The organism is Streptomyces sp. MspMP-M5 (assembly GCF_000373585.1).
In the GTDB taxonomy this organism is placed as follows: domain Bacteria; phylum Actinomycetota; class Actinomycetes; order Streptomycetales; family Streptomycetaceae; genus Streptomyces.
In genome coordinates this window covers 108160-125409 of the sequence record NZ_KB891886.1, presented here as the reverse complement: position 1 = coordinate 125409, position 17250 = coordinate 108160, and the positions used below count along the sequence as shown (strand labels likewise).

Below are 17250 nucleotides of genomic sequence, written 5' to 3'. Positions count from 1 at the left end.
GACAGCCGGTCCGCCCCTGGTAGAGGATCGCGTTCACGATCTCCCGCATCGCATAGGCGCCCTGATGACCGCTGACCGAGCGGTGCCGGTCCTTCCACGCGGTGATCACCGGCTCGATCAACGACCACTGCCCGTCCGATAAGTCGCTGGGATATGACTTGCGTTCACTCACCCCGCCAACCCCAGCAGACCCCACACGACGGACCCGCGGATTCCGCCCACACCTCACACCATCGGGCGACCACAGAACGACTCAAAGACTCACGAACCGCCCACTAACACCCTCCGGGCCCGGCCACGCGCCGGGCCCCACAGGCCCCTCATCGGGCCCTACAACCACCACCGCACATTCAAGTCCGAAGGGAACGCCCAGCCATGGTTGCCCAGTTGCACAACCACGTCCGATCGGCCCCGCCCGCACTGTCCGAGACGGAATGGGCCGCCGCCCGCTGGGAGGACGACGGCGGTAACCTCACCGAACCCCGCCCCACCGCGCAGCGTGCCCACTGGCTGCGCATCGCCGCAGCCCTCAGCGCCCGCCTTCCCGAACTGACCGGGCGCGAGGACATCCTCGTCACCTGCGAACACGGCACCCGCTCCGGCGCCCCCGCCGCCTTCTACCCCACCCTGGCCCAGCTCGAGATCGACACCGCCCTCTTCGCCCCACTCGCCCCCGCCACCATCCGCCCCGCCCGGCCCGGCGACGAGAACCGCTACCCGGCCGCCTGGGGCGCCTTCGTCCACGAGGCCGCCCACGCCGCCCACAGCCGCTGGCACACCCCATCGGAACTGCGCTGCACCGCCCTCGACGAGGCCGGGCAAATCCTGGAGGAGTCCCGTGCCGAACGCGCACACCTGCACCGCCGCCCCAGTGACCGCCGCTACCTCCGCGCCGCCACCCGCACATTGATCCTGAACGACTTCGCCAGCAACGCCCCCACCGATCGCTGGCAGGCCGCCCTCGCGGCCGGGCTGCTCCTCGCCCGCCGCGACGCCAGAATCCTCGACCCAGACGAAACCCAAACCCTGGAAAACACCGTCACCGGCATCCTCGGTGCCGACCTCCTCCAAACCCTCACCGACATCTGGACCGCAGCCCACGCCACCGGCGACCAGGACGGGGCGGCAATGATGGACCACGCCCGCGCCTGGTGCCAGGCTCTGAGCGCCGACCCCACCGGCACGCCACCACCCCCCACCCCGACAGGTGACCGTGTGGGCGAGCTGGCCGCAGCCGTCGGCAAGGTGGTCAGCCAGGTCCAGGCGAACGAGGCCGCCCAGGCCGCAGCCGAAGCCAAAGTCGCCGCCGCCCGCGCAGCCCGTACACAAGCCAAGACCAACCAGACCGCACAGGCGCGGCAGGCGGCGAAGACCGCAGAGAAGGTCTTCAACTCCAACGGACGCCCCTTCACTCCCGACGATCTCCGCAAAGGCCGGAACCGTTCGCCGGTGACCGGAACCCGGGCACCGGAAGCAGGGGAGAAGGCGGCTGCCGGGCGACTGGCCCGGGCGCTGCGGGCCGCCGCCTATCGGGAACGCACCACCACCGTGACCGCCTCCGTCGCCCCGCCCGGACGGCTCAACATGCGCCAGGCCCTGGCCCGGGATGCCCAACGCGCCGCAGGCGCCACCCCCACCGCAACGCCCTGGATCCGCACCGTTCACCGTCCCACCCCCACCCCACCGCTGCGGGTCGGGATCGCCGTCGACGTCTCCGGCTCCATGCACCGCGCCACCGCCCCCATCGCCTCGGCCGCGTGGATCCTGGCCAAAGCCACCGCCCTCACCGATCCCGACTCCCGCAGCGCCGCGGTTGCCTACGACCGCTCGGTCACCGCCATCACCGCCCCCGGACGCACCCCCGCCCGCGTCACCCAGTTCAACGCCAAAGGAGGGGGCCACCGCCTCGCCGAAGCCATCGACGCCCTCTCCGCCGGACTCGACCTCGACCGCCCGGGTGCAGGCCGCCTGCTGGTCATCGCCTCCGACGGCTACTACCGCCCCGACGAAGCCATCCGCGCCGCCGCCCGCATCACCGCCCTACGCAAGACGGGATGTGCGGTTCTGTGGCTCGCGTTTGCCCCTGACCCTCGCCCCCTCCCCGGCACTACCGTGTTGGAACTTACCGACTCGGCTCAAGCCATCACCGCCATCGGCAAGGCCGCCGCCACGGCCCTGGCCACCACTCAACCCTGACCGCCCGCCGCCCCAGCATCGGCCTGGGGCGGCCCACCGAACCAAGGAGGGCACTGTGGCGCTGCTCGCCGAGTACACACTGACGAGGACCGCTGCCTCGTAGAGGTCTACGACTCCGACGCGTACCTCCAAGACAGCTCCGCAGCTGAGGAACCAGGGAATCTGCCCCGTTCCGGCGTCTACGAGGGCACGGCCTGGTGGACTGGGCTCCATGCCTCCCGCGAGTACTACGACCGCACCCTGGCCGAGCTGGCCGAACATCCCGATCCAGATGTCCTCGCAATGTGTGGCGGAACGCCCCCACCCATGAGCGTTACGTCCGAGACCTCCACTATGCACGGGAAGCGGCTCCGGACGACGAAGACAACATCTGAGGCTCAACGGGTATAGCAGAAAAGGGCATTGGTGCCTGATGCCTGTCCTCAAGATGTGCTGCAGGGACCCGTTGAGACCCCTGCAGCACAAGGCGTTTTTGATCATTCCCTCGTTGGGAGAAAACCGATCTGGATGAGTTCAGAAGCCCGTTTCCGGGGAACGAGCTGTGCTCGGCCTGGGGGCATGGACGCGGCCTTGACGTTGCCCATGAGCGGCCCTTCCTCCGGGGAGCCGGAGAAGATGATGCCTTGGGCACCGAGATCCTTCAGGCTTTGGGTGACGGGCTCGAAGGAGGCGCTGGCGGCGCCGGCGGTGTTGCTGGCGACGATGACGCGCAGTCCGATGTCGCGTGCGTAGGGCAGGTAGTCAGCCAGGGCGTCGAGGGGGTTGCCGGATGGCAGGGCGACCAAGTCGTAGTCGTCAATGATGACGTAGACGTTGGGACCGCGCCACCAACTGCGGGACCGCATCTGTTGAGCGGTGATGTTCCCGGAGGGGATGCGGGCACCGAGGAGTGGGGCGAGCCGCGTGAAGCCCTGATGGAGTGCGGTGGGAACGGGAGCGTAGTGCAGGAGATGGGCCTCGGGCAGTTGTCCGTACAGGCCGCGGCGGTAATCACCGACCATGAAGAGACCTTCACGGGGCTGGTGGCGTTCGGCGATGCGTTGGGCGAGCAGACGCAGAAGGGCGGTTTTGCCGGACTCTCTCTCACCGTAGATGACGAGGAGCGGATCGGTGTCGAAGTTGATGTGTACGGGGGCAAGGGCGGTCTCGTCGAGGCCGATGGCAAAGCCGTCTTCAAGAGTCTCGTCGGCTTTGGGCAGGTCGTACGCGGAAAGCTGGGTGGGAAGAAGGCGGACGGGAGGGCAGACCGGTCCGGACCAGCGTGAGGCGATCTGGGCTACTAGGTCGTCGCTGTGCTTGGCAGGGCTGGCCACTGCGGTATCCGCGTTCTCGACGTGAGGGAGGGCGGTGATGAAGTGGAATCCGCCGGCCGCGAGTCCGTGGCCTGGGCGGTTGGCAGGGACGTTGCGGGCGCGCCGGCGGTCGTGTTCAGAGTCGAGCGGATTCGCCAGGCGTAGTTCCAGGCGGGTGCCGAACTGGTCCCTCAGCGCGGGGCGCAGCTCGTTGTAGCGGGTGGCGGTGATGATGAGGTGGATACCGTGAGCGAGCCCGCGGAGGGCGATCGCCTCAATGTCGGGGACCAGGTGCTCGTATTCGTTCCTGAAGGTGGCCCATCCGTCGATGACCAGGAAGACATCGCCCCAGGGGTGGTCCGGATAGTGGCCGTCGGCGCGGCGCACACGGTAGGTGGCCATGGAGTCGATATGGCGGCTGTGGAAGAACTCCTCTCGACTGTTGAGGATGCTTCGTACCTCGGCGACGCTGCGGCGCGCCCTGTCTGCCTCCAGTCGGGAGGCGATGCCTCCGGTGTGGGGGAGGTCTGCGAGCGTGAACAGGCTGCCGCCGCCGAAGTCCAGGCCGTAGAACTGCACTTCTGCGGGGGTGTGGGTCAGTGCGAGGGCCAGGACGAGCGTGCGCAGCAGGGTGGACTTGCCGGTGCGCGGGCCGCCGATGACCAGGCTGTGGCCGCCGGCTCCGGCCAGGTCTGCGGTGAGGGTGTCGTGGCGTTGTTCGAGGGGTTTGTCGGTGACGCCCAGTGGGACGGTGAGTTTCGGGGCCCGGTGGTCGGTTGGGTACAGGCCGCGCTCAGGAGTGCTGGTCAGGGGCGGTAGGAGCTGGCTGAGTGAGGGAGACGTTTCCAGGGGCGGCAGCCAGATGGGGTGAGCGTCCGGGCCGTAGCCGGCGAGCTGACGGGCTATGACGTCCAGCACTGTGTCGACGGCGGCTGGATCCGAAGGCTCGGGCGTTGGCGGCTCGGCAGGGGACGCGGGAGTGAGGGCTCCGGCCCGGACGGACTCCGTGGTGAACAAGATCGGAGCGTCTGCGGCGGATTGTCCGGGGCGCGGAGAATTCGGGTCGTGGTAGGGGCCGGAGACGTAGGCGGCCTGGAACTCGGTGGCGGGTGCGGTGCTGTGTTGAAGTAGTCCGGCTCCGGGGAGACGGCGCAGGTAGTAGGCGTCGGGGGTGCCGAGGACAGCTTGGGACTCCTGGGCGGAGAAGGTCCGCAGAGCCAGTCGGTACGACAGGTAGGTGTCCAGTCCGTGCAGACGTCCGGTTTCCAGGCGTTGTGTGGCGAGCAGCAGATGCATGCCCAGGGAGCGGCCGATGCGGCCGATCTGCAGGAAGATGTGGAGGAAGTCGGGCCTAGCGGCCAGGAGTTCGCTGAATTCGTCCAGGACGAGCAGCAGGGTCGGCAGCGGTTCGAGAGGTGCGCCGGCCTCCCGTGCCTTTTCGTAGTCAGTGATGCCGGTGAAGTTCCCGGCTGTGTGGAGAAGTTCCTGGCGGCGCACCAGTTCGCTGGTGATCGCATCGTGCATGCGGTCGACGAGGGCGAGATCCTCGTTCAGGTTGGTAATCAGGGCTGAGACGTGTGGCAGGTCGGCCAGACCGGCGAAGGACGCGCCGCCCTTGAAGTCCGCCAGGACAAAGTTCAGCGCTTCCGGGGAGTGGGTGGCGGCCAAGCCCAGGACGAGCGTGCGCAGCAGCTCGGACTTGCCCGAGCCGGTGGCTCCCACACACAACCCGTGCGGCCCCATGCCACCCTGGGACGCCTCCTTCAGGTCGAGGACGACCGGGTTGCCGTCCTTGTCTACACCTATCGGGACGCGGAGCCGGTCTGCGGGCCTTCGCTGACGCCACATCTGCGCCACGTCCAGGTCGGCGGGGTCTGCGATGCCCATGAGGTCGGTGAAGTCCAGGCTGCTCAGCAATGGCTCTTCGGGTTCCTGGGCGTGCGTACGCAACGGCGCCAGGGCTCGGGCCAGTGCTGTGGCCTCGCTGATGGACAATGCGTCCGGTGTCCCGGAGTAGACGGCTCTGGTGCCTGTTTCCAAGCGCAGTGCACGGGCAGACACGGTCAACACCGGCTGCCCGTACAGCGACGGCGACGATGACCGTTGCCCCAACGCCACCTCGACGACTGTCACCCCCTGGAGGCCGTCTTCCTCTGCCGGCGCTCCGGTCGGCGGGTGGTTTCCGCTGTCCATCAGGACGACCAGGTGCGGACGGTCCAGCAGCGGCTGTGCATCGCGAAGGAAGGTGGGCCGCGCTGCCAGGTCCTCCGCCAGTACTTCCTCCAGCTCATCGAGGGAGTCGCACACCAACAGTCCACTCCCCGAGCTGGATGGTTCACCACCGAGGTAGGCGTGCGGTAGCCACTTGATCCACTCCCATTCCGGCACCGCACCCGGCGCGGCTACCACCGCGAGTCGGAGGTCCTCGGGCGCGTGCAGGCTTGTCAACTGGCCTATGACAGCTCGTACCAGACCGTAGGCAGCCTCCGTGTCCCCGCGTACCGTCAACCAAGGGAAGGCCCGCAGCGAGAGTGCCAGGGGCAGGCCGTCGAGGCGGGCGTGGGTGGCCACGAAGCGGCTCAGTGCTCGCTCGGTCAGCGGCTCCCACTCCTCCGCCTCCTCCTGCGGCAGGACCAGCTCGGTGGCCAGCCGCTGTGGCCCCATTCCGATCCGAACCTCGGCGAAATCCCTATCGCCGAGCCGTCGCTCCCACAACCGCGTCCGCTGGGCGACCAGCGCCCACAGGTGACCTGGCTCGGGGAAGAGGTAGCACTCCGCCCGCCGCTGCAGTCGGGCGGTCTCGACTACTTGGTCACGCGTGCGTGCCAGATACGTCAGATATCTCCGCCGCTCCCCACTCATGTACGTGGTGGGTCCGCGGCGGGCGCGCACGATCTGCGCAAGCGCCATGCCCAGTGAGGACAGCACCGTGATCGCGCCCATCACCCTCATGAACGCGGGGGCATCAGGCAGAAAGAAGAACGCCGAAGTACCGGCCATCCCCAGAGACGGCAGCAGCATCAACGCCATCGAGGCGTTCTGCTGCCGCGGGAGCGCCGGCGGCGCTTTCAGCCGTATCTCGTCCTTGGAATAGTCGTCAGGCCACTTCCGAGGCCGACGCTTGATGTTGACTGTTCCCAACAGGGGCCTTGACTAGGGGTGGAAACCGCGATCGGACTGCTGCCCGCTGCCGTGCTGGTTGCCGGGAAGCCCGTTGTGCGGATACGCGTCAGGTGTGTTCGGCGCAGCCGGTGCGTACGGCGGAGCCGGGGGTGCCACGTTCCGCCGGCGCCGGCGCCACAACATCAGCCCACCCAGGACGATCCCAACCGCAACCACACAGCCGACGATGATGACTGGCACCAATGCGCTGTGGCTCGCCGAGGACGCCTTGGCACCGTCGGACGCGTCGGGGGCGGGGTTCGCGGCTGACGGTGAAGGGGCCGGCAGTGGGCCGTTCTTCGGGCCAGCCGGAATGTCTTCCGTCAGTGCGCTGTATGGTCGGATGAATCCATAGCCGTAGTGGTGATCCGGAACCTTCAGATCCTTCGCCGACTCGGGCAACTTCGCCGTCTTCACCAGCCGGTTGGCGATCTGCCCGGCAGACAGATCGGGGAACTTCGCGCGCAGGAGGGCCGCCGCGGCTGATACATACGCAGTCGCTACGGATGTCCCATCACCCGTCGAGTACATGTGATCCACGCTTGTGCTGATCGTGCCCACTCCCGGTGCTGTCAGCAGGACATCAGGGCCGTAGTTGGACTTCGACCAGATCTTGCGGGACGAGTCGACTGCTCCCACGCCAAGCACGCCCGGAATGCTCGCGGGGTAAGTGGGAGCACTGGTGCCGTCATTCCCGGTCCCGGCGACGACCACAGCGTCTTTCTGCCGTGCGTAACGGATGGCACCTTCGAGGCCAGGGACTTCTTCGGGGCCTGCCAGGGACATGTTGATCACTGATGCGCCGTGGTCCACGGCATAACGAACGGCGTCGGCAACAGGCGTACCGCGCGTGACAACGAGCGAGGCGTTGTCGGCGGTGACCCTCAACGGAAGGATCTTGGCTTCGGGCGCCAGCCCCATGACTCCAGCTGAGTGCCCGGTTCCATGTCCGTGGCCCGCGATGAGCCCCGCCATTGAGGTCCCATGGTCATCCGTCGTCACGTGGTCAGCGGTCCCTCCCTCCAGGAAGTTCTTGCCGCTCAGCACATTGCCCACGAGGTCGGGATGTGTGCCGTCGACGCCGGTGTCGATGACGGCGACCGTCACCCCTCGGCCGGTCGACAGCTTCCAGACCGATTCGGCGTCATAGGCCGACAGGGGCCACTGCCGGTCACGAATCGAGTCGGCGGCTGAGGGCTGGGCGACCGTTCCGAGGCACAGCACAGTGAACAACGCTGTGCAGAGAGTGGCCCTCAGCCGTCGGCCGCCCGTCATGCCTCGCCCATTCCTTCCGCCTTGCCCTTCTCCGATTCCTGGCTGTGCTGCTCAGACACGTCAGTGTCCCGTGTGGAGCCGACAGGAGCCACCTCGCCGACAACACCCGGCACCACGTCCCGTTGAGGAATCCAGGTCTCCTCGTCTTCCACGAGATAGTCAGGACGACTGGCTCCCTTGCGGCGTTCCTCACGAGAGGAGCGCCCGTGCGTCGGAACTGCTCCTGAAACAGGGGAATCTGACGCTACGTTCCGACGGCTGCCAAGCGCACCACCGCGGCTGCGGTGCAGGCCGGAACCACCCTGCCCGCTGCGTCCCGGAGTACCGGGCCGACTGGGCTCACCGACGACGCCTCCGCTGCGCCGTGCCAGACCCCCCTGTTTGCCACCTGACGTCGAGCCACGCCCGCCGCCCGACACCCCAGGAGTTCCGGGTGTTCCCATGGGAAGACGGCTCGCCTTCCCTGTCTGGCCAGACACAGCTGGCTCCGTGCCTCGAACTTTCCCCGAGGGAATGCGTCCTCCCGTCCCGTTTCCTGGCTCGCTCGGGGGCGTCGTCCTGGCACCGGGAAGTGACCGGCCACCCGTAACCGGACCTCGACCGGAAACTGCACCGGGCACTCCTGGCGGGACAGTGCCGGGACCACTGCCACCTCCTGACACACCTCCGCTGATCTCGCCTGTGGAACCGTTGGCTGGAGGCGCTACCGGTGTTGGCAGGCCGCCGCGGACACCGTCCAATGCCGTGCCCGGAGTCGGCGCCTTCGGAGTCGCAGTGGGGCTACTTCCCGGAGAAGCCGACCCGCCACCCGCGCTCGGCGCTCCGGACCTGAGGGGTGCGGCTGGAGTGGGAGGTGCCGAGGCAGCGCGACCTCCGGAACGGCGAAGTGATGGTCGACCCACCTGCCGTGGAGCGGAAGCGGTAGCCATGCCGGAGGCCATCACGACCGGCGGCGGCACAATCGTGTCGGGCGGAGGAATGACCTTGCCACGCTCCTTGATCGGAGGCAGCGACCCCAGATGACTGGCCTGGAGGTTGTACGAAGCGCCGAGTCGCTCCATGTGGACAGCCGCCTGGAGGGCGATCTCCCGGCCTCGCGAGAGCGTGTCCCGGTGCTTGGCCAGGGCATCCTTGCTGCTCATGCCGTTGGCCACGTCCCGTTTCGCTCCGCTGTCGTCGCGCATGCCGAAGTCGCTCATCCAGTCCGCGCCGTCTTCGACGCCCGAGACGATGGCCCCCAACACGTTGCCGTGATTCCTCTCAGACACGGTGTCCTGGAGGGCCATGACTGCTCTTTGGACATCGCGGAGCTCAGCTGCCGCGCCTTGGAGGGTGTGGCAGGTGTTCTTGGCATACAGTGCGCCGTTCTTGAGGCTGGTGCTCAGCTCCCTGGCTCGTGCGGCGAAGGAGTCAGCGGCATCGCCGTGCCAGTACTCCAGGACGTCCGCAACGGCCTTGTCGAGCAGCGCCTGCACGCTGCCGTCCGGAGCGTCGCCGGCCAACTGGTCGTGGACATGCATCCAGTGGCTGGCGATCTCCTCGACCTTGTCCGGCTGAGCATCCCGGACCATGTCCTTCAAGCCCTGCAGCGTGTGCGCGGAAAAATTCGTGGTGTGGCCGCCGCCCTTGCCCATCGTGCGCGTCTCCCCGTTTGATTCTCTTGCTTCCCCACTGCACCGACCGCGCGGACAGCTCAACGCATCGAGTCTTTGACTTCCTGCTCGCGGTTGTCGTAGCTCGTGTGCGCAGTCGAGGTCTTCTGACCTGCCTCGGCAATCATGCCCTTGAGATCGATGACCATGTCCCCGATGGCCTTCTTCATGTGGCCATGGGCATTGCGCAGCGCCACCTCCTCGGTGAAGGCCCGCCCGAGATACCCCTCCGGCAGCTCCGTCTCGTACTCCGCGGTGCCGCTGACACCATCCATCGTGTCGACCAGGGCGTTGAGGCGCTTGATGACCTGTTCCAACGCACTCAGATCGACGCCGTAGCCGTCAGCCACTTCGAAACTCCCCCCAGCCTGTGTCGTACCTGGTACGGCTGCGCCAGGAACGGCACGCAACATACCGATGCAATCTAACGTTCGATACTGAATGGGTGCCAATCATTCGCCTGCCGGAATGGCTTGAAACTGCGGCACGGCAGCTGAGAGGCCACCGCAAGGGGCCTGCGCCATTCACTGCACCTGACCTGAACAGCGATCGAGCAGCACAGCGGGCTCACGCCGCGATGTTCCCGGAGTCCACAAACTGACCGATTGTCCAGGGGCGGAAGGCTAGCCTCCGCTGCAGGGGGCGCCAATCCCCTAGCGGGTGCTATGGGGTACACCTGTATGATCAAGGGTTCCCTGTGGGCGGTACCGCTCGTCCGCAGAGAGAGCATCGGCATGAAGGGGGACCACGTGATGGCCTGGGGAACCACGCCCAACCTTCCCAACTCAGGGGGCAGTGGCGCTGCTCAGATCAACAGCCCGACGAAGCTGCGTCAGTCCGGTAACAATTCTCGGGAACTCGCGGGAGAGCTGAATACGAAGGGGCGTAGCGCGAAAGACGAGACAGTGCACGCGGCGGCTGCTTTCAAAGGCGCTTCCTGGGATGGGAGGTTGGGTCGCGCAATGGAGCAGACGGCGAAGACTTGGGACGATCAGGTCCTACGGCTGGTCAGGACACTGCGTGACATCCACACCAAGTGCACCACCACCGCCGACAACTATGAGCGGGCGGAGCAGCAGAATCTGGCGAACTTCAAGTCTCTGCCCAAGACGACGCCCTTCGGATGAGGTGACAGTGCATGGTGACGTATGAACAGCTCTACCACCTCGACTTGGACAGACTGAACAGCGCCATCGAGGCATGGGACACTCAGATCCGCCACCTCGAATCACTGGACGAGGCATTCACTCGCGACGTCTCCAAGACGTTCGAGCAGGCCGGCTGGCGCAGCCTCGACGTCACATCAATAACAGCTTCCAGCCAAGTGAAGGAAGCCGATGACGAGCTCACAGACGCAGTCACGGAGGCCAAAGGTGTCCGTGACATACTGCGCGACGCTCATGCCAGGCTAAAGAAACATAAAGCGGATCTCCATAAAGTGGCCGATGTCGATGCACCGGACCGAGGGTTGGTCGTCAGCAGCACTGGTCACGTCGAGGCTCGCGACGACATCACCCGGAGCCTCCCCAACCAGGACGACCCCGACAACGAGGCAATCCGCAAACTTCAGAAGGAAAAGATCGAAGACTTCGCCGGCAGGATCAAGCAGATCCTCGACGACGCGGACGAAACGGACGAGTTCGCCTCCCAGGCCCTCCGCAGCAATACTTCCGGAAAACCAGAGGACGGCTTCAGAGGCAAAGTTTATACCTCGATCAGCTCGTACAAAAAAGCCTCCACTAAACCTTCCGAAGCTGGCATGCACAAGCTAGGAGCTAGCCCCTGGGGCAGTGGCACCATCAAGCCAGTAGCAGAGTTCCTCAGCTATAAGTCGTGGATCAATGCAGGAAATTCCGCCCTGCATGGCAGGTTCGGGGAAGCTTGGGATTACTTCGTAGGGGGCACCCCGCCGAATGCTATCGCCGGGATGGCGAAAACGGCAGAGACGAAGATTGGTTCGGGTGGAGGATCCGTCTTCAATAAGATCGGTAGTGGGATTTTCAAGGGCGCAGGGAAGATTCTTGGGGTGCCCGTTGCAGTAGTTGCGACATTTGTAGACTATGCCTATACCCCCGAGGATGACGCGGCGAAGAAGGAACAGCAGAGCCGGAACATAGGGCCCGATAAATTCAACCCGGAGTATGGAAAGGGGAAGTCTCGTGGAGGAAGCGGAACGATCGCGTAGACCTCGCGGCAGGAGGTTCGGCCCTCTGTGGACTTTGAACGAGCTGCTGGGATCGTTCCTGAACCTCAGATCGTTCCACGTGGTCATCCTTGGTGGTCTCGCGACCTGTGCAGGCATTGGTGGGTTCGCTCTGGGCCTTGCCGAGGGGCGCAGTTTCATGAGCTCCCTCATCAGCCTTGCGATTGGCATCGTAGGGGTGTGCCTGGTGCTTGTCTGCATTCTGGAGCATTCGAAAAAGTAATCTGATGCATGCCCAGGTAGCGCTTCTGGTTCGCCTCATGAGGTAGGGCGTTCTCGGTGCTATGGCACGTTCACTGTGTGGCAGCATCTGAAATTCTAGAAAAATATCAACCCTACTGGACTCGTCCGTGGCTCGATCATCAGCGAGTCTGACTTCAAGCTACTCCTGGACTGGACTGCGGAACCCCCATGGCCGCTGGTTTCGATCCATCCCCGTGGGTGGGGTGATTTTCCCGTCCCGGAGTTTCTTGCCGCTGTCGCACTGCATTTTGCCGCGTTCGCCGTTCCGTCCCGCGGTGTCTTACCGTCGGCGGCGCGCCAACGTCCCAGGACCCACACGTCCAAGGGGGGGCGGGCTTCGTGAAGGGTGAAGGCAGCGCCGGTCAGCAGTGAGGCGCTGAAGGCGAGGAGGTGCAAGGGTGTGTCCAACCCCGTTCCGGGCAGTGCCACGGCAATATGGCTGTCGACCGCCCAGCGGGCCCCGAGGCCACCGTCAGTCACGAGGAGGCGGTATCCGACAGCGTGTTGTGCTCGATTTTGGTGCGTCGGTGGATGTCTGCCACGGGTTTCGTGACCCGCTCGTCGTTGCTCGGGCTGGCGACCTCCGCCGTGGTGCTCCAGACGAAGTCGGAACCACCGTCCTTGAGATAGCGCTTCCTGATAACGCCAACGGGTTGGGCCACAGCCTCGCCGAAGCCGCCGGCGCCCTCACCGCCGGCCTCGGCCTCACCCAACCGGGCCCGGGACGCCTGCTGGTCGTCGCCTCCGACGGCTGCTACCGCGCCGACGAGGCCACCCGCGCCACCGAGCGCATCACAGCCCTTCGACAAGCAGGGTGCGCGGTGCTGTGGCTCGCGTTCGACCCCGGCCCCCGCCCCCTGCCCGGTACCACTTTGCTGGAACTCACCGACCCGGCCCAGGCCGCCACCGCCATCGGGAAAGCCGCCACCGCAGCCTTCGCCGCCACTGCCTGACTCGACCGAACGGTCACGCTCCCCCCACATTCGCACCGGCCACCACCGAACCCCGTCGCTGATTGAAACCCACCTGGCTGCACGGCGCTTACGGCGTGCGGTCATGTCGCGAGCACGAATGCCAATATGCACATGAGGCTGACCGAAATGATCGGTGTCGCGACGGTCCATGCCGGGTACTCGTACTTCTCTCTCTTTACACCTCGGCGCATTTCTTCGCCATACTTGCGGAAGAGTTTTCCGGCCGGAAGAAGGCCTATGGTGAGTCCGGTCCAAGCGAAGGAGTACAGAACCAGCATCTGTCGAGCATTCCAGTGCTGATACTGGATATGTCCTACTGCCATCATTCCGAGGCAGCATCCGACGGAGAGGATGAGAAGCACGACTGTCAGTTTGCGCGCCTTCATCCACTTTTCTATGGCCAGACAGAATATGAAGGTTGCGAAAGCTGCCATGAGTAGCAGGTAGGGGAGGGGAAGCTGCGCGAGCACGGCGGGTCCTTTCGGCAGCGCATCACGGGCTGGCGGGTGTTTCGCCAGCCCGTGATGCGAGTTCCATGTCGTATCTATTCAGAATCCAAGAGATCCCAACAGTCCGGTAACCGGTGATATGAGATCGTGTCCGAACTGCGTGATCTTCGTGGCGACCTTAGTGCCGCCGAGGGCGCCGATCCACTTGGACTGGCCGAAGGTGAGCACTCCTAGCGCGGTGCTTGCCAAGGATGACTTGAACTCGCCACTCGTGAAACCGTATCCGGCTCCGGTGTACAGCGTGTTCAGTCCGGCAAAGGCGAGTGAGGCGTACCCGAACCCTGTGGCGGCGGCTTCCACGAAGGGAACGGCTGGCGGAAAGAACACGCCGACCGCCAGGCCGCCGACGCCGAGGAGGGCCGAGATGAATCCGGTTCCGATGCTGGCCCAGTTGGTAACGTCCGCCAGCCATCTCATTTCCCCCTTCCACCATTGGTAGATGTCCTTGAGCAGCTTGACCGTGTCGTTTTCGGGCGTGTCGGCTGGATTCTTGCCGGCCGTCTTGGCCTTATGCGCTTCCTCGGCGGCCTTCCTGGCCGCCACTGCTGCTTCTGCCTGCCGTTTGACGGTGGCGATGCGGTGCGCTTGGGTTGCGGCGTCGGCCGCCGTCTTCGCGTCCTTGCCGGCCTGGATGGCAGAGCTGCGCGCGGAAGAGGCCGACACCTGAGCCGAGTTGGCGGAGGACACCGCGCGGCGCGCGGAATCCACAGCGCGGTTGGCTGAGTAGTTCGCCGAACGTGCGGCCGTACGGGCGGTGGCGGCTGCCTGCTTCGCCCTGTCGGCCGAGGCTTGTGCGTCCTTGGCCGACTTCTCGGCGGCGTCCGCGTTCGCGTCCGCCTTCTTCGCGGACTGGGCGGCCTGCTGGGCGGAATTCTTCGCCTTATCCGCCCACTTCAGTGCTTCTGTGGCTGCGTCGCGGGCTCTCGCCGCCGCTTCCTGGGCACGCGCGGCATCCTCCTGCGCCTTGTGCGCGATCTTCGCAGCGGCGGCGATGGCGCCTTGGACGCCGGCGATGTGGCTGGCGGCGTCGTGGTCGAGCTGTGCGGTCTTGAACTGGACCGAGGCAAGGAAGTTGCGGCGCATCCATGCCGGGCCTTCCAGCGCGGCCTGGGCGTGGGCTTTGGTGTACGGGCCTGCCGTGGCGATGAGGGTGGCGGCAGCGACCGCGTCGTCCTCCCGCTGTGCCGACTCATATCCGGTGCTGAGGAATTCGTAGAGGGCCTTGGCGGTCCCGGCGTTCATCGCGTCGTTCGCTGCCTTTTTCACCGCGCTGCCGGGCTGGTTCGCCAGAACGCGGGAGACCGCGACGCGGTTGTCCGTCGCGGCGGCCTCGATGACGCCGGTGTCGAGGAACTTCGTGGCGGTGTCCGGGGCGTCGCTCTCCAGCGCCTTGGCCGCGGCATCGGCAACGTCCGGGGCGGAGGTCTGAGCGATGTACAGGACGGTCTCTCGGTCGTCCTGCCTCTGCGCGATCTGCCGGTCGGTGTCGATCCAGGCATGGATGTCGGCGTCCGTGCCGGAGAGGGCGAACCGTGCGGCCTCGCGCGACCAGGCGCCGCGGGAGTCCATCAGGGCGATGGCCGCCTTGCGCCCGAGGGTGGCGGCGAGTCCCGTGTCGCCCGCCTTCAGCGCTGACTCGGCCTTGGAGATGAGGTCCTTGGTGGCCTTGTCGGCCTGCTCGGCCTGCGTACGTCTCTCGGCGAGGTCCGCCCTCTCCTGCTCTTCGATCTCCGCGAGCAGGCGGGCCTCTTCCATCGCCTGCTTCCTGTCCTCGTCCAGGCGCTGCCACTCGGCCTCTCGAGCCTGCTTCTCCACCTCTATCGCCTGGTTGACGGCGTCAGTGGCGGTGTTGGCGGCGTTGGTGGCTTCGTTGGCGAACTCGGAGGACTTCTTCGCGTACTCGACGGCCTGGCCCGCGTACTTGGCAGCCCATTCGGCGGCCTCCGCGGACTTCTCCGCGTGGTCGGCCGCGCTGTTCGCAGCGTCGCGTGCGGTACGGGCTGCCTTCGCTGCTGTGTTCGCCAAAGCCTGCGCTGTGCCAGCAGCATTGGTGGCGATGGAGGCGTTGGCGCTCGCGATCTGTGCCTGTTGCTTGGCTTCCGCTGCCTGGGCCTGCGCCTTGCCTGCGGCGGAGGCCGCTGTGGCGGAAGCGTTCGCGGCAGCGGCTGCATTACGGGCTGCCGACGCGGCTGCGGACCCGGCGCTCGCGGCCTGGGCCGATGCGGTGGCGGCGTAGTCGGCGGCCTTTGCTGCGCTGCGGGCCTTGGCTGCGGCATTGCGGGCGGCAACGGCAGCGTCCTTGGCGCCGGATGCCTTGGAAGCGTCCTTGGATGCGGCGATGGCAGCGCTGTACGCCTTGGCGGCGGCAGATCCAGCGGCGGCTGCGGCCTGGCTCGCGGCGGTAGCAGCGTAGGCGGCGCGGCGGGACGCTTGGACGGCGGCGTGAGAGGCACGGATGGCGACGCGGGCGGAGTCGGCTGCTCCCTGCGCGGCGCCTGCTGCCTTGCGGGCCGCCTTGCCGGACTTGACGACATCTTCCTGAGCCGCCTTGGCTTCGGATGCAGCGTTTTCTGCTGCCTCCTTGGCCTCCTGGGCCGCCTCCACAGCACGGGCGGCGGCCTCCTCGGCCTGCTTTGTCTTGGCGTCAGCCTTCTTGCCTTCGCGTTCGACCAGCGCGACGAGTTCCTCGATCGTCGCAGCTTCCTGGTCGCGGGCGCGGGCGATGTGCTGACCGGTGTCCAGGAACCATTCGACGTCGATGGCGGTACCGGACAGGGCTCGGGAGGCGTACTTCTTCACCTCCGGGCCCGCTTGCACCATCAGGGTGGACACCTCGACGCGCATGTCTTCCAGACGGGCCGTGTACTGGCCTTCTGTGAGGTACTCCTCGAGCGCTTCTTGGGTGTCCGTAGTGAGGGCGGTACTGCCGTCGCGGCGTACGGCCTTGGCACCCGAGGCCATCACGGTCGCGGTGGCCACGCGCAGGTCTTCCATGATGCCGGCCTTGAAGCCGCCCTTGAGGTAGTCGGCGATGGTGTCGTCGCCGCCATCTAGTGCTCTGGACGCCTCGCGGCGGGTGCCTTTACCGCCACCCGCGAGGGAGGTGGCGACGGCGATGCGGTTGTCCTCAGCCGTGGCCTTGGGGAGTTCGACGGTCAGGAAGGTCTGGATGTCGGTGTCGGAGCCGATCAGCGCCGCTTCAGCCGCGGCGCGGGCGGCCCTGCCACCCTGCATCCACGCCTTCACGGCTTTCGCCCGGTCGGTGTCAGGCAGGGCGAATGGGTCACCGTCATCGCCGTCGGCCGACGGGGTGTCAGCTCGGGCGGCTATGGGGTTGAGGACGAGGCTTGAGGTGGTGGCGGCAGCAGTGGTGACTGCTAAAGCAGCCAGTAGGCGCCGCCTGCTCCAGTAGGTGGTGTCCAAGGTGGTCCTATCCGATGGCGCCTGGCGGCAGCCCACATGCGGCGGCACGCCGCCAGACAAGTTCGTGCTGTGGTCATCGCCGGTATGTCCCGGTAGTGGTACGCGAGTTGCACTGGGTCACAACCGAGCGTCTCGTGACCATATGTAGGTAAAGGGCGCGTTGGCTACCTGTGTGCAGGCTGTGAAGGCGTGAGAAAGGCTACAAAGCCTTTATGTGCCACGTTATCCGAATTATGCAGGTTTATGAGGGTGGTGTGAGATACGCGCCCGTGTTTGTATTTTGCCTCTCCGTGCCCGCACCACACCGCACTTGACGGTGTG

The 17250-nt window shown here is 66.2% G+C and carries 13 protein-coding genes; 6 read left to right on the top strand and 7 right to left on the bottom strand.

Going from position 1 to position 17250, the window contains the following annotated elements:
• The coding region (locus tag B073_RS40025; protein WP_037811757.1) for a transposase at window positions 1-172 on the bottom strand (172 nt) is incomplete at its 3' end.
• A 203-nt stretch (window positions 173-375) separates the two neighbouring features.
• Here B073_RS40025 and B073_RS0115340 point away from each other — a divergent pair.
• Window positions 376-2196 (top strand): VWA domain-containing protein, encoded by a 1821-nt coding sequence (locus B073_RS0115340; protein WP_018538965.1) that lies wholly within the window; start codon window positions 376-378, stop codon window positions 2194-2196.
• A 476-nt stretch (window positions 2197-2672) separates the two neighbouring features.
• On the opposite strand, the gene B073_RS0115335 is transcribed toward B073_RS0115340, so the two are convergent.
• Together B073_RS0115335 and mycP are read right to left on the bottom strand one after the other, a co-directional pair.
• Entirely contained in the window at window positions 2673-6629 is a 3957-nt protein-coding gene (locus tag B073_RS0115335; RefSeq protein WP_037811737.1) for a type VII secretion protein EccC, read from the bottom strand.
• Window positions 6630-6641: 12 nt separating this feature from the next.
• Window positions 6642-7874 carry a type VII secretion-associated serine protease mycosin gene (gene mycP, locus B073_RS40020; protein WP_234025088.1) on the bottom strand — a complete coding sequence of 411 codons (1233 nt, stop codon included), beginning with the start codon at window positions 7872-7874 and terminating at the stop codon, window positions 6642-6644.
• A gap of 1475 nt (window positions 7875-9349) precedes the next feature.
• Between mycP and B073_RS0115315 the strand changes: the two genes are divergently transcribed.
• Entirely contained in the window at window positions 9350-9580 is a 231-nt protein-coding gene (locus tag B073_RS0115315; protein ID WP_018538959.1) for a hypothetical protein, read from the top strand.
• Window positions 9581-9618: 38 nt separating this feature from the next.
• Here B073_RS0115315 and B073_RS0115310 read toward each other — a convergent pair whose 3' ends face one another.
• A complete protein-coding gene (locus B073_RS0115310; protein WP_018538958.1) occupies window positions 9619-9927 on the bottom strand; it encodes a hypothetical protein in 309 nt (102 codons plus the stop codon).
• 330 nt (window positions 9928-10257) lie between these two features.
• On the opposite strand from B073_RS0115310, the gene B073_RS46390 reads away from it, so the two are divergent.
• The 3 genes from B073_RS46390 to B073_RS0115290 are packed head-to-tail and all read left to right on the top strand — an operon-like array spanning window position 10258 to window position 12003.
• Window positions 10258-10704: a WXG100 family type VII secretion target gene (locus tag B073_RS46390; protein WP_158690134.1), complete on the top strand. Its 447-nt coding sequence runs from the start codon at window positions 10258-10260 to the stop codon at window positions 10702-10704.
• Window positions 10705-10715: 11 nt separating this feature from the next.
• Window positions 10716-11762, top strand: coding sequence for a hypothetical protein (locus B073_RS46385; protein ID WP_158690133.1), 1047 nt, complete (start codon window positions 10716-10718; stop codon window positions 11760-11762).
• A gap of 34 nt (window positions 11763-11796) precedes the next feature.
• Complete coding sequence (locus B073_RS0115290) at window positions 11797-12003, top strand: hypothetical protein (protein WP_018538954.1); 207 nt, start codon at window positions 11797-11799, stop codon at window positions 12001-12003.
• A 496-nt stretch (window positions 12004-12499) separates the two neighbouring features.
• On the opposite strand, the gene B073_RS47840 is transcribed toward B073_RS0115290, so the two are convergent.
• A complete protein-coding gene (locus B073_RS47840; RefSeq protein ID WP_234025085.1) occupies window positions 12500-12685 on the bottom strand; it encodes a hypothetical protein in 186 nt (61 codons plus the stop codon).
• On the opposite strand from B073_RS47840, the gene B073_RS0115280 reads away from it, so the two are divergent.
• Window positions 12677-12976 carry a hypothetical protein gene (locus B073_RS0115280; protein WP_018538952.1) on the top strand — a complete coding sequence of 100 codons (300 nt, stop codon included), beginning with the start codon at window positions 12677-12679 and terminating at the stop codon, window positions 12974-12976. The two genes, B073_RS47840 and B073_RS0115280, sit on opposite strands and share 9 nt — an antisense overlap.
• A 101-nt stretch (window positions 12977-13077) precedes the next feature.
• Here B073_RS0115280 and B073_RS44000 read toward each other — a convergent pair whose 3' ends face one another.
• Together B073_RS44000 and B073_RS0115270 are read right to left on the bottom strand one after the other, a co-directional pair.
• A complete protein-coding gene (locus B073_RS44000; RefSeq protein ID WP_018538951.1) occupies window positions 13078-13467 on the bottom strand; it encodes a hypothetical protein in 390 nt (129 codons plus the stop codon).
• 78 nt (window positions 13468-13545) lie between these two features.
• Window positions 13546-16929, bottom strand: a complete 3384-nt coding sequence (locus tag B073_RS0115270) for a hypothetical protein (protein ID WP_026247403.1) — start codon at window positions 16927-16929, stop codon at window positions 13546-13548.
• Between the last annotated feature and the right edge of the window lie 321 nt (window positions 16930-17250).

Bases quoted from the DNA above. Each gene is read 5' to 3' on its own strand.
- B073_RS46390 (WP_158690134.1), top strand. From the start codon at position 10,258: ATGATCAAGGGTTCCCTGTGGGCGGTACCGCTCGTCCGCAGAGAGAGC.
- B073_RS0115340 (WP_018538965.1), top strand. From the start codon at position 376: ATGGTTGCCCAGTTGCACAACCACGTCCGATCGGCCCCGCCCGCACTG.
- B073_RS46385 (WP_158690133.1), top strand. From the start codon at position 10,716: ATGGTGACGTATGAACAGCTCTACCACCTCGACTTGGACAGACTGAAC.